The 11575-nt window shown below is 68.8% G+C and carries 12 protein-coding genes and 1 pseudogene; 8 read left to right on the plus strand and 5 right to left on the minus strand.

What is annotated here, in order from left to right:
• Positions 1-21: 21 nt before the first annotated feature.
• Positions 22-948, minus strand: coding sequence for a DUF2599 domain-containing protein (locus AOZ06_RS56820; RefSeq protein WP_157233274.1), 927 nt, complete (start codon positions 946-948; stop codon positions 22-24).
• Between the two features lie 383 nt (positions 949-1331).
• Here AOZ06_RS56820 and AOZ06_RS56825 point away from each other — a divergent pair, with 383 nt between their 5' ends.
• The 7 genes and pseudogenes from AOZ06_RS56825 to AOZ06_RS27400 all read left to right on the plus strand — a co-directional run bounded on the left by AOZ06_RS56825 (position 1332) and on the right by AOZ06_RS27400 (position 6672).
• On the plus strand, positions 1332-1475 hold the full coding sequence (locus AOZ06_RS56825; protein WP_157233275.1) for a hypothetical protein: 144 nt from the start codon (positions 1332-1334) through the stop codon (positions 1473-1475).
• 192 nt (positions 1476-1667) lie between these two features.
• Positions 1668-1874 carry a hypothetical protein gene (locus AOZ06_RS56830; protein ID WP_054292028.1) on the plus strand — a complete coding sequence of 69 codons (207 nt, stop codon included), beginning with the start codon at positions 1668-1670 and terminating at the stop codon, positions 1872-1874.
• 385 nt (positions 1875-2259) lie between these two features.
• Positions 2260-3528 carry an alpha/beta fold hydrolase gene (locus tag AOZ06_RS27380; RefSeq protein WP_054292029.1) on the plus strand — a complete coding sequence of 423 codons (1269 nt, stop codon included), beginning with the start codon at positions 2260-2262 and terminating at the stop codon, positions 3526-3528.
• A 114-nt stretch (positions 3529-3642) separates the two neighbouring features.
• Positions 3643-4466: pseudogene (locus tag AOZ06_RS27385) on the plus strand (helix-turn-helix domain-containing protein).
• A 64-nt stretch (positions 4467-4530) separates the two neighbouring features.
• Positions 4531-5112 (plus strand): dihydrofolate reductase family protein, encoded by a 582-nt coding sequence (locus AOZ06_RS27390; RefSeq protein ID WP_054292030.1) that lies wholly within the window; start codon positions 4531-4533, stop codon positions 5110-5112.
• Between the two features lie 147 nt (positions 5113-5259).
• Positions 5260-5643: a MerR family transcriptional regulator gene (locus AOZ06_RS27395; RefSeq protein ID WP_054296954.1), complete on the plus strand. Its 384-nt coding sequence runs from the start codon at positions 5260-5262 to the stop codon at positions 5641-5643.
• Positions 5644-5748: 105 nt separating this feature from the next.
• The gene (locus tag AOZ06_RS27400) at positions 5749-6672 is read left to right on the plus strand and encodes an NADP-dependent oxidoreductase (protein WP_157233276.1); all 924 of its coding nucleotides are present in this window, start codon (positions 5749-5751) and stop codon (positions 6670-6672) included.
• A 59-nt stretch (positions 6673-6731) separates the two neighbouring features.
• On the opposite strand, the gene AOZ06_RS27405 is transcribed toward AOZ06_RS27400, so the two are convergent.
• The gene (locus AOZ06_RS27405; protein ID WP_054296956.1) at positions 6732-7190 is read right to left on the minus strand and encodes a VOC family protein; all 459 of its coding nucleotides are present in this window, start codon (positions 7188-7190) and stop codon (positions 6732-6734) included.
• Between the two features lie 113 nt (positions 7191-7303).
• Between AOZ06_RS27405 and AOZ06_RS27410 the strand changes: the two genes are divergently transcribed.
• A complete protein-coding gene (locus tag AOZ06_RS27410) occupies positions 7304-8293 on the plus strand; it encodes a helix-turn-helix transcriptional regulator (protein WP_054292031.1) in 990 nt (329 codons plus the stop codon).
• Between the two features lie 51 nt (positions 8294-8344).
• On the opposite strand, the gene AOZ06_RS27415 is transcribed toward AOZ06_RS27410, so the two are convergent.
• From AOZ06_RS27415 to AOZ06_RS27425, 3 genes are all read right to left on the minus strand, one after another.
• Entirely contained in the window at positions 8345-9238 is an 894-nt protein-coding gene (locus AOZ06_RS27415) for an NADP-dependent oxidoreductase (RefSeq protein WP_054292032.1), read from the minus strand.
• A gap of 74 nt (positions 9239-9312) precedes the next feature.
• Positions 9313-10395 carry an ABC transporter substrate-binding protein gene (locus AOZ06_RS27420; RefSeq protein WP_054292033.1) on the minus strand — a complete coding sequence of 361 codons (1083 nt, stop codon included), beginning with the start codon at positions 10393-10395 and terminating at the stop codon, positions 9313-9315.
• A 16-nt stretch (positions 10396-10411) separates the two neighbouring features.
• Complete coding sequence (locus tag AOZ06_RS27425) at positions 10412-11524, minus strand: sensor histidine kinase (RefSeq protein ID WP_063810122.1); 1113 nt, start codon at positions 11522-11524, stop codon at positions 10412-10414.
• Positions 11525-11575: the final 51 nt, after the last annotated feature.

Here is an 11575-nt window from a genome sequence, read left to right on the forward strand (position 1 = left end):
TCGAAGGGTTGCGCTTGACGGTCACCAGTTGCACCGCTTCACGAACCAGTCGTGCCAGAGGTTTGAACTCATATTGCGACGTGCCCGTTCCAAGTTCCACTGACCGGCGGCGAGCGCTCCGAGAACGTGGCAGCGATACTGCTGGTTGAGGGTCGGTTTGTTGGTAATGTCGGGGAACTTCTTCGTCCACTCCTTCCAGCCGCTGTTGTTCAGCGTCAGCTGCCCCATGGGCCCCGAGATGTATACAGCCCAGCCCGCGACGGTGAGATCTCCGTTGAACCGGAAATCGTTTTTCCAGAAGTCCGCGTACAGGTTACGGAACAAGGCTGTCGCCATCACCGTGTTCGCCACGATTGGGTAAGCCGCGTCGTGATTCTTGTCCAGTGTTAGAGTCAGGTTCGCGCCGTTCGTCGTGAACTTCGCCTGAACCTTGTGCCCTCGTGCGTCACTGACAAGTGGCGGCGCGACAAACCAGGTCTCGCCATTGGCTGCCTTCAGGTTCGCCAAGCCGTCGGCGGTCAGGCTGACGGCGGCGTTCTCGACGCCGAACTCCACGGCGTTTTTCTTCGAGTCCTGGTCGAGCACTGTTGCCAGATGAGTGGTCAGCCCATCACTTCGATTCACGATTGCGGTGAAGGTGCCGTCGCCGCTCGTTACAAGCCTGGCTCCGGTGTTCGACGACGAAACCACGGTGCCGGAGTTTCCGGGCAGCGAAATCCGGCTGTTACCCGAGCCCAGGTGTGTCGCAACAGAGAGTCGGATACCGCTGTTCGTCCGGGAACCATCGATGGATCCGATGTCTTGCGCCAGCTTCGGGTCCGATGCCTTGATGGTTTCCCACGCATCGTTGATTGACGTCCCTGCATGCGCGGTTACGGCCAGGCCGGGTGAAAGAAGTAGAGCAAGGACAGCACCTGCCGCAACGGTCACACGTTGTCGCTTGGACATTCTGGTCACAACTCCCCTCGATGTATGAGCGTGAAAGATCGCACGAAGAAAGGCCCAAACTGACGCGGGTACCGGAACCAGCACCATCTGGAAAGCCTCCACCAACCTCGCACGCGTTTGTGGTGTGGCCACTGACTGGTCGACAGATAGAAGCATCCGGTGGAATGAGATCGAGCACAACACCACACGGCGGTTCAGACAAGGTCCGTACGAACTCGCACAGCCCATTGCGTACTGGCTGGCCAACGAAGACGACCGTGACCACGGACAGAACACGTAAGCGCAACACCGGCGTGCACGCGCTGAGCAACGGGTGGGGTGGTGACTTCGCAGGCGATCCGGCCCTGAGTTTGCGCGATTGCTGGCCTGCAAGGTACTCAGTGGTGCTCCTCGGTGTCGTCAGGCACGTCGGCGTCCCGGAAACACAGGCGGCCTACCCGGACTACGTCGAGATCAAGACGAGCAACGGCGTCAACGAAGTGGTGTGTCCCAACCGGGAACGCCGGGGAGCGGACGAGTGGTCGTGACGAACCTCAACGAATACGAGTCCGGCAGGTGGCGGAAGGCGATCGACGCCCTCGCCGCCAGCCTCGCCGCCACCTCGACCAGGAGGTGACCGTCGACAAAAGGACCGAGATCGAGAACGGGTTCTTCTGCGCGATCCGGGGACCGAGCCGTCCGGGCCGACCCTCCAGATCGCTTGGGAAGGCTCGTTCGCCATGGAACAGGTCGGCGGCGAGCCGGAGGTCAGCGCCACCCTGCTGCTGTTCAGCCGGGGCCGTCGCCTGCGCCTCGGCAATCAGAGCGGCAGCTATCTGGTGCTCGACTACGAGGGTGCCCTGGACGGCTCCGGGACGTGGCAAGACCGGGGCTGGTTCGCGGACGACCTCGGCGAGTTCGAGGCATACGACCAATACGGCGACTGACGCGCCACCCGACCAGTCGTACGGCGATCGGTTCGGCGTCGCGCACCGGCAGGCAGACGATGCCGGGCCGGCTTTCCTGTGTCGCAGGGTGCGCGTCCGCGGGCCACAAATCCGCGTGGGACGACCCGGTGCGCTGATCGACGAGCAGGACGCGGCTGCTGAGATCGGCCAGGCGCACCGAACGGCGCCGCGCCAGGGGGTCGGAGGCGGCCATCGCGCACCAGCGTGTCTCCAGGCCCATGATGGCGCCCTCGAAGCGGCGGTCCTCCAGCGGCCTATGCCATGACCGCGAGATCCGCGGTGCCTTCGGCCAGGCGGTGCTCGGGGAGTTGATGTGAAGCAGTGCCTGTATCAAGATCACTCCATTGCCGCGAAGGAGCCCGCCATGCCCGGCGTCACGCTGACCGATCATCTCTTCTCCGTCCCCCTTGACCATGATCGGCCGGATGGCGAGCACATCGAGATCTACGCTCGCGAGGTCGTGGCCATCGGACGCGAGCGCGAGCGGCTGCCCTGGCTGCTGTTCTTGCAAGGTGGCCCCGGCATGCGTTCGCCGCGTCCGGTCGGCCGGGACTCCTGGCTGGACCGCGCTCTCGACGACTACCGCGTCCTGCTGCTCGACCAGCGCGGCACGGGCCGCTCCAGTCCGGTCACCCGTCAAACGCTCCCGGCCCGTGGCGAGCCTGCCGCGCAGGCCGACTACCTCAGCCATTTCCGCGCCGACTCCATTGTCCGCGACGCCGAACTGATCAGGCGCGAACTGGCCGGCGAACCGTGGTCGGTGCTCGGCCAGAGCTTCGGCGGCATGTGCACCGTCACATACCTCTCGTTCGCGCCCGAGGGCCTGCGCGAGGCGATGATCACCGGTGGTCTTCCCGGGCTGCGCGTCACCGCCGACGAGGTCTACCGCGCCACCTATCCGCGCGTGCACCGCAAGAACACCGCGTACTACCGCCGGTACCCGCAGGACGCCGCCTTGGTCCGCCGCATCGCCGCGCACCTGATCGAGCGACCGGAACCACTGCCGGACGGATCCTTGCTCACCGTCGAGGCCTTCCAGTCGCTCGGGATGATGCTCGGTACGAGCGACGGCGCGGACGTGCTGCACTACCTGCTCGAAGACACCTGGGCCGGGGCGGAGCTGTCCGACAGCTTCCTCGCCCGTGCCGCGGCTTTCCTCAGCTACGCCCAACTGCCGCTCAACCCGCTCATGCACGAACTCACCTACGCCCAGCGCGGCACCGGCGCGACGAACTGGGCAGCTCAGCGCGTACGCGGCGAGTTCCCCCAGTTCGACGCACGCACGGCGTTGGCCGGGGACGACCCGGTGCTGTTCACCGGCGAGATGACCTACCCGTGCCACTTCGACCAGCCCTGTCTCGCGCCCCTGCGCGGGCCCGCCGAAGTGTTGTTCGCCCGCGAGGACTGGCCCGACCTCTACGATCCGCAGCGCTTGGCCGCGAACGACGTCCCCGTGGCTGCCGCCGTCTACCTCGACGACATGTACGTCGATGCCACTTACTCCCTGCAGACCGCCGAGACCATCGGGGGCCTGCGACTGTGGGCGACCAACGAGTACGAGCACGACGGGCTTCGCGTCAGTAGCGGACGCGTCCTCGATCACCTGCTGCGACTGCTGCACGGCCAGATCTGAAGCGAATCGCCCACAGGGGAGCAATTCCCGTTCAGCGAGTGAGGATCTGGTGAACGGAGGAGGCGAGCACAGCGGGTCGTCGGCGATGCTGTGCGGGTGGAATACGTGTCCAGAGTGCCGCGACCGCCGCTGGACGGGCTGATCGACGACCTCTACTACCTGGAGGGTGCGTCGCCGTACGCCCGGCTGACGCTGCCGCCGAGCCCGTCGGCGCTGCTCATCGTCAACCTCGGGGCGCCGTTCCGTGTCCGCGGCGGCACCGACATCGAGATGGCCGAGTACGCCGACGGCTGCGTGGTCACCATGCCCACCCGCGCCTGGGAGTTCAGCTATCCACTCCGGACCCGGTCTGTCGGCGTGCACTTCAAGCCGTGGGGGCTGGCGCCGTTCCTGCCGATGCCCGCAACCGAGCTGTGTGACCGTCCCGCGACGACAGAACAGGTCTGGGGCCGGTCCGCCACGGCTGAGCTGCGGGACCGGTTGGCCACGGCGGACGGACCGCACGCGATGCTGACGCTGCTCGAGGACGAGCTGATGCGACGGCTGTGCGAGACCGCCGGCCTGGGTCTGGTCCGCCATACGAGCAGCGTCATCGCGGCGGCCAGCGGGGCGGTGGCGATCGGCGACCTGAGCGTGGCAGCCGGTGTCAGCGCCACTCATCTGGCGCAGCGGTTCAAGGAGCTCATCGGCGTCACACCGAAGCGGCTGGCCCGCACCTACCGCTTCACCGCCACCGTGTTCGCGATCGACCCCGCCGGACCGGTCGACTGGGGCGAACTCGCCGGTGGCGCGGGCTACTTCGACCAGAGGCCCACTTCGGACACGAGTTCCGGGCGTTCACCGGGCTCACGCCGACCCGGTACCTCGAAGTCCGGCGGCGGTTCCTGCTCGAACACCCGGGTCACACGCTGGAGGGCTGGCCGCTGCCGTCCGATTGATTTCTTACAAGAGCGACCGCTCGCGACCCGCTAATTTGGGGCACCCCAAGCAGAGGAGAGCCCCGTGGGCAAGGTGGTCATGTACAGCTCGGTGTCGGTGGACGGCTTCGTCGCGGACGAGAACGACCAACCTGGACCGCTGTTCGACTGGTTGTCCAGCGGTGACGTCCCGTTGGACGACAGCGGACAGTTGAAGGTGTCGCAGGCGTCCTACGACTACACCCGGGCGTACTGGGACCAGATCGGGGTGACGATCGCCGGCCGTCACGTCTTCGACATCACGGACGGCTGGGACGGGAAGCCTCCGGCCGGCATCGACCACGTGATCGTCGTGACGCACCGGCCGGCTCCCGACGGCTGGGACCCCGAGGCGCCGTTCCACTTCGTCGACGGCGTCGAAGCTGCCGTGGCCAAGGCGCAGCAGCTTGCGGGGGACCGCATAGTCGAGGTCGCCGCTGGTGACGTCGGTGGCCAGGTGCTTGCCGCGGGTCTGGTCGACGAGGTGCGCATGGACGTCGTGCCCGTGGTGTTCGGGTCCGGCAAGCGCTACTTCGGGTCGGTCGGCGCGCAACACCTGCTGGAGGGGCCTGACGTGGCGATTCAGGGCAACCGGGTGCTTCACCTGCGCTATCAGGTGCGCCGTTGAGCGCGAAGCAGAACTCCGGCGCGCCCAATGGTCGGCGAGGAGCACGGGGCTGTGCAGAACGGCACGGTCGGCAAGGTCCTGGTGGATGTCACGTCATGGCGCGTGCGTCGGTGTGTCGCACTGACAACCACGCGTAGGCTTTCAGGGATGCGGATCGGCGAGCTGTCCAGGCGCACGGGCGTGAGTGCGCGTTCACTGCGGTACTACGAAGCGCAGGGCCTGCTGACCAGCTCACGCTCTGACGCGGGGCAGCGGCACTACTCCGATGCCGAGGTCGAGCGCGTGTCCCTGATCCGGAAGCTGTTCGAGGCGGGCATGTCCAGCCGGGTGATCGCGACCGTGCTGCCGTGCGTGGAGACCCCGGGTGATCCGGGCGTCGTCGAGATGGCGTTCGCGACGATGACGCGTGAGCGCGACCGGATCGACGCCGACATCGCGCACCTGATCGAGACCCGGGATGCGCTCGACGTGCTGATCAGGGCCAACAGCAGGCACCAGGCGGAACTGTCCACAGTGGCACGGTCGTCCTGACGCTGTGACCCGCGCCTCAGCCGGTTGCCCCTTACATCGGTGTCAGCGGTGAGGATGGCGCCAGCGCCCGGAACCACCGGGCCGGTCACCCGGAGGCGGCGGAAAATGGGGCAGGCGTTGGGTTTCGGCAGGTACGGCGGGCCCGAGGTGCAGGAGTTCTTCGACCGTCCCGATCCTGTTCCCGGTCGCGGCGAGGTGCTGATCCGGGTCGACGTCGCCGGTGTGAATCCGCTCGATCACCTGCTGCGCGCGGGTCTGGTGCCGGGGCTGGATGGCGGCCGGCCGTTTCCCCGCGTGCTGGGTGTGGAGGCAGCGGGAACCGTTCTCGCCCTTGGTGAGTACGTTGACGGATTCGAGGTGGGGGACGCTGTCTTCGGCTTCGCGCTCACCGGTGGCGGCACGTACGCCGAGACGACGGTGTTGTCCGCGCCGAACACCGCGCGCATCCCGGCGGGTCTGTCCGCGACCGTGGCGGCGACGTTGCCCATCGCGGGGACGACCGCGGTGGACGCACTCGACCAGCTCGCTCTCCGGGCCGGTGCCGCGCTTCTGGTCAACGGGGTCGGTGGCGGGGTCGGCCTCGCCGTCGCGCGGCTGGCCGTCGGGCGTGAGCTGCGGGTGATCGGCACCGGGAGCACCGCCAAGCGTGAGCACGCCGAGGCCATCGGGGTGCGGTTCATCGACTACACCGCCGGGGACGTCGTGGCGGCGGTGCGTGAGCTGGTTCCGGACGGAGTGGACGGGATCGTCGACATGGTCGGAGGCGCCTCGCTGCGGACGGTCGCTCCGCTGGCCCGGCACGCCGGCAACGTCATCGCCGTGGCTGATTCGACTGTGTCCGATCTCGGTGGGCGGTTCGTCGAGCGGCGCCTCGACCGCGAGAACCTGGAGCGGGCTGCCCGGCTGGCCCTCGACGGAGTGCTCGCTCCCGTGATCACGGCGGTCCATCCGCTCTCCGACGCCCCGGCCGCGCTCGCCACCGTTGAGAACGGTCATGCCTCGGGCAAGGTCGTCATCAAGGTGGCGTGACAAATTCGTCGTGGAGGGTCGTGCGACCGAAGTGGGCCGCACGACCCTCACGGACAAAGTCAGGCCTGGGCAGCGACGTCGACGATCCAGGTGACGCCGAAGCGGTCGGCCAGCATCCCGAAGGCGGGCGCCCACTGGGCGGGGCCGAACGGCTCGATCACGGTCGCGCCCGTGGCGAGGCCCTCCCACACGGGGGTGACCTCGTCGGCGCTTTCGCCGCGGACGGAGAGGAAGTACGGCTCCGTGGTGATCGTGGTGCCGTTCTCGCGGCGCGTGGTCGGCGCGCCCGGCGCGGCCGGTACGTCCTGACCGGGTACGTCGTAGGCCATCACCCGGAAGCCGTTGCCGGCGACGACCTGGCCGAACACGACGTTCGTGGCGCCGGGCAGGTCGGCGGGCATCCCGAAGTCGGCGTAGGTGGTGACGGTGAGCTGCCCGCCGAACACCGACTGGTAGAACTCGAGCGCCGCACGGGCCTGACCGTGGAAGTTCAGGTGGGCGACAGCGTTGAGCGACATGGTGGTCCGGTCCTTCACGAGTGGATCCTGCTGCCGGAGGCTTCCGGCGACGAGAACGACGATGTCAGCAGTACCGGTCAAAGAACGTCCGCTACTTGTGGCATGGTCGGAGCATGCCGATCGCCTCCTCGACGACGACCTCCAGCCGACTGCTGGCGTTGCTGTCGCTGCTGCAGGCCCGCCGCGACTGGCCGGGTGGCCTGCTCGCCGAGCGACTGGGCGTCAGCGACCGGACTGTGCGCCGGGACGTCGACCGGCTACGCGAACTCGGTTACCCGGTCCAGGCGGTCAAAGGACCCGACGGCGGGTACCGGCTCGAGGCGGGCAGCCAGGTGCCACCGCTGTTGTTCGACGAGGAACAGGCGGTCGCGCTCACGGTGGCGTTGCGGATCGCCGTCGGGACGGGGGCGGGCATCGAGGAGGCGGCGGCGCGGGCACTGGCGACCGTGCGGCAGGTCCTGCCGTCCCGGTTGCGCCAGCGCGTCGACGCCTTGGCGATCGGCGCGGCCGGGCGCGTCGCCGATCCCCAAGTGGACACCGGTGTCCTGCTCACGCTGAGCGCCGCCGTCCGCGCGGGAGAGGAACTGCGGTTCGACTACCGTTCGCCGGGACGCCCCGAAGACGCCGAGCCCCGGCCGCCCCGCCGGGTGCAGCCGCACCACCTCGTGGTCCGGAGTGGACGCTGGTACCTGGTCGGCTGGGATCCCGACCGCGAGGACTGGCGGACCTACCGCGCCGACCGGATGACGCCCCGTACCCCGAACGGACCGCGGTTCCCTCCCCGCGCAGTGCCGGGCGGCGACGTGGCTGTGTTCCTGTCAGCCCAGTTCAAGGGTTCGGCGAGCACGGACGCGTGGCCCTGTCGCGGCGAGGTGATCCTCGACCTGCCCGCGGCGGACGTGGCTCCGTTCGCGGGCGACGGCATCGTCGAAGAACTCGGCGCCGGCCGAACCAGGCTGACGACAGGGTCCTGGTCGTGGGCCGCTCTCGCCGCGTCGCTGGCCCGTTTCGACACCGAGATCGAACTGATCTCCCCGCCGCAGCTGCGTGTGGCTTTCGCCGAACTGTCGCGCCGCGCGGCCCGTACCGCGGGAATCGGCTAGGAAGGCCTGCGTTCCCGTCGGCGACGCGTGATGCCAGCACGGAAAACAGGCTCAGACGACGACGACCCGGCGGCCGCGTGTGTGACCGGCCTGGCTGTCGGCGTGTGCCGCCGCGGCGTCGGCGAGCGTGTAGGACTTCTCGACCGGGATGTGCAGCTTTCCCCGTGCGATGAGGTCGACGGCTTCGGCGAGCGCGTCCGGCATGCTGCCGCCCACGCCGGAGAATTCGACGCCGTGCTCCGGTGCGGTGAGGTCGGCGATGGAGATCACCTTCCGCGGATCCCCGGTCAGCGCCACGAGTTCACCGATCACGCCGGACCCGGCCAGGTCCAGTGCCGCGTCGACACGGCCGAGCTGCCGCACCCGTTCCACCCAGCCCTCGCCGTACGTCGTGGCGAGGGCACCCAGGCTGCGCAGGTAGTCCTGGTTGGCCGGCCCGGCTAGGCCGATCACGGTGATGCCGCGGTCGCGGGCGATCTGCAACGCCGCCGACCCGACTCCGCCGGCCGCGCCACTGACCAACAAGGTCTGTCCGGGCTGAACGCCGACCTGGCGGATGATGCGCAGCGCGGTCTCCACCACCGAGGGGTACCCGGCGGCCTCCTCGAACGTCAGCCCGTCGGGGATCCGGGCCCAGGACGACAACAGGGCGAACTCGGCGTAGGTGCTCAAGCCCCTGCCGAACACCTCGTCACCGACTTCGACCCCGTCGACGCCGTCGCCGATCTGGTCCACCACTCCGGCGGCGTCCTGGCCGACTCCGGAGGGCAGCACGGTCGGGTGGGCCTGCAGGACCTGGCCTTCCCTGACCCGCCAATCGGCGGGGTTCACCCCGGCCGCCCGCACGGCGATCCGGATCCGACCCGGGCCTGCGACCGGTTTCGCCGCCTCGATCACGTGCAGGACGTCCGGACCGCCGAACTCGGCGAAGCTCACTTTCCTCATACCGCCGACGTTAACACTAACCGTTAGTGTTTCAAAACGAGTACGCAGACGTAACCGTTAGTGTTACTAAACGGTCAGCCGGCGTGCAGGACCCGGAACCGACTGGGGTCGGCCGGGTCGCGATCCACGACCTGGATCGGCGGCCACGTCCATTGCCACACGTTGATGCCCGGCGTGCGGGAGAACTGGATCTGCCCGCGGGTGCCGTCCACTGTGACGTGCGGCCAGGCTTCGGCGATGCGGGCCCGGTCCGTGCCGTGGGTGCGCAACACGTCGGCCAGGACGGTGATCGTGTCGTGGCCCTCGAACGCGACGAAGGACGGCGTTGTGCCCAACTGCTCGCGCAGGGCGGTTTCGACGCGTGCGCCGAGGGCGGTGAGCCGTTCGGGAAGGTAGCGCAGGAACGGGATCGCGGCGCTGTCGTCACCGAGCGACGCCGCCCATCCGGCGAACTCCGGTTGACCGGCCGGAGCGCCGATCAGGACCTCGGCGAGGCGCTGGTCACCACGCACCGCCTGCACGATCGGCACGGCCGGTTCCGGGATGCCGACCAGCAGAAGCAGGGCTGTCGCGCGGTTGCTGACGAGTTCGTCGCACACAGCCGCGGGGGAGTGCGCGCCCATGTCGAGTTCGACGACAGTGCCGCCCCGTGAATCGAGGTACTCGCGCAGGATCCGGGTCCCGGAAGCCCAGTACACGCTCGGCTGGGTGGCGACGGCGATCCGGCGGTGGCCCGCGGCGAGCAGGAAATCCGCGTAGACGCGCCAGCCCCGGGACTGCGCCGGGGCCAGCCGGGCGACCCGTTCGGTCGGCTCATCGGTGAGCGCGTCGAGCACCGCGGACGAGCAGAGATACGGCAGGCCGGCAGCGTCGGCCCTGGCAGCCACGGCACGAGCGACCACACTGTGATACTCCCCGGCCAACGCGGCCACGCCCAGGCCGGCCAGTTCGTCCACCGCCGACGCGGCTTTCCCCGGATCGGCCGCGGTGTCCCGGACCACCAGCTCCACTGGCCTGCCGCCGATCCCGCCGGTGTCGTTGACCTCGCCGACGGCCAGCTCGAGCCCGGCCAGCAGCTGCCTGCCCGCTTCGACCCAGCCGGGCTTGGTCAGCGGTACGAGTGCGCCGATCCGAATCGGCCTGTCCTCTTGGTCCACGTGATCACCTTATCCGTCAGGCACCGCCGCAACGATCTTGTGCGCTGAGCGGCAGTGTGACCTCGACGCGCAGGCCGCCGTCGCTGCCGGGTGCCGCCGAGACGCTGCCGCTGTGGGCCACGGCGATGGACTGGACGATGGACAGTCCCAGGCCCGCGCCGTCGCGGTGGTTCATGCGCTCCGCGGCCAGTCGGCGGAACGGTTCGAACAGTGACGTCACGACCTGGCCCGGTATCCGTTGACCGGTGTTGTGCACCGACAGGGCGGGTTCGTCGGCGACCACCACCTCGACCCAGCCGCCGGGGTTGTTGTACTTCATCGCGTTGTGCACGAGATTGCTGATCATGCGTTCCAGCAGCACCGGATCTCCTGGCACAGTCCGTACGGCCAGTTCCTGGCGCACGGTCAGGCCGCGCTCGGCGAGTTGGTCGGCGTAGTCGGTCAGCACGGACGCGGTCAGCTCGTCCAGCCGCACCGGTACCGTGCCGGGCAGGCCACGGTCGGCTTCGGCCAGGACGAGCAGCCCCTCGATCAGGCGCTCGTTGCGCTCGTTGACCATCAGCAGCTGGGCGCCGAGCCGGTTGACCTCCGAGTCCTTCCCGTCGCTGGTCACCATGGCGACCTCGGCCAAGGTGCGCTGCACAGCGAGCGGGGTGCGCAGCTCGTGTGAGGCCGCCGAGGCGAACCGGCGTTGTCCCTCGAAGCCGACGGCGACGCGGTCCAGCATCCGGTTCACCGCGTCCGCCATGACGCGCAGGTCGCCGCCCAGGTCCTCCTGCTGGATGCGCTGGCCGAGGTTCTGCGGTCCCATGTGCTCGATCGTGGCGACCATGTCGGTCAGCGGCCGGGACACCCACTGCGCCACCGCTCGCCGCCCCAGCACGATCAGCAGCGACAGTGCGACCACCATGGCGAGCCACCCGACTGCGGACCACGCGTCACGGCAGCGGGCGCCCCCGGGGCACATCGAGCGGTTGACGAACGTGCCCAGCACGACCGGGATGCCCCAGATCGACGTGACCGCGACCACCGCCCCGCCCAGCAACGCGCCGAGCACCACCAGTTCCACGCGGCCACGCAACGACGCACGTGACCGTGACAGGCGACCGGATCGGCGTGTTTGTCGCATGTTCGTCTCCAGCAGCTCTCGCGGGGTGTCCCACTGCCTATCGCCTGTCGG

This window comes from Kibdelosporangium phytohabitans (genome assembly GCF_001302585.1).
Taxonomy (GTDB): Bacteria; Actinomycetota; Actinomycetes; order Mycobacteriales; family Pseudonocardiaceae; genus Kibdelosporangium; species Kibdelosporangium phytohabitans.

Excerpts from the sequence above, each read along its gene's own strand:
- AOZ06_RS56820 (WP_157233274.1), bottom strand. The coding sequence starts at position 948 with ATGTCCAAGCGACAACGTGTGACCGTTGCGGCAGGTGCTGTCCTTGCT.
- AOZ06_RS56830 (WP_054292028.1), top strand. The coding sequence starts at position 1,668 with ATGGAACAGGTCGGCGGCGAGCCGGAGGTCAGCGCCACCCTGCTGCTG.
- AOZ06_RS27380 (WP_054292029.1), top strand. The coding sequence starts at position 2,260 with ATGCCCGGCGTCACGCTGACCGATCATCTCTTCTCCGTCCCCCTTGAC.
- AOZ06_RS27395 (WP_054296954.1), top strand. The coding sequence starts at position 5,260 with ATGCGGATCGGCGAGCTGTCCAGGCGCACGGGCGTGAGTGCGCGTTCA.
- AOZ06_RS27400 (WP_157233276.1), top strand. The coding sequence starts at position 5,749 with ATGGGGCAGGCGTTGGGTTTCGGCAGGTACGGCGGGCCCGAGGTGCAG.
- AOZ06_RS27405 (WP_054296956.1), bottom strand. The coding sequence starts at position 7,190 with ATGTCGCTCAACGCTGTCGCCCACCTGAACTTCCACGGTCAGGCCCGT.
- AOZ06_RS27410 (WP_054292031.1), top strand. The coding sequence starts at position 7,304 with ATGCCGATCGCCTCCTCGACGACGACCTCCAGCCGACTGCTGGCGTTG.
- AOZ06_RS27415 (WP_054292032.1), bottom strand. The coding sequence starts at position 9,238 with ATGAGGAAAGTGAGCTTCGCCGAGTTCGGCGGTCCGGACGTCCTGCAC.
- AOZ06_RS27425 (WP_063810122.1), bottom strand. The coding sequence starts at position 11,524 with ATGCGACAAACACGCCGATCCGGTCGCCTGTCACGGTCACGTGCGTCG.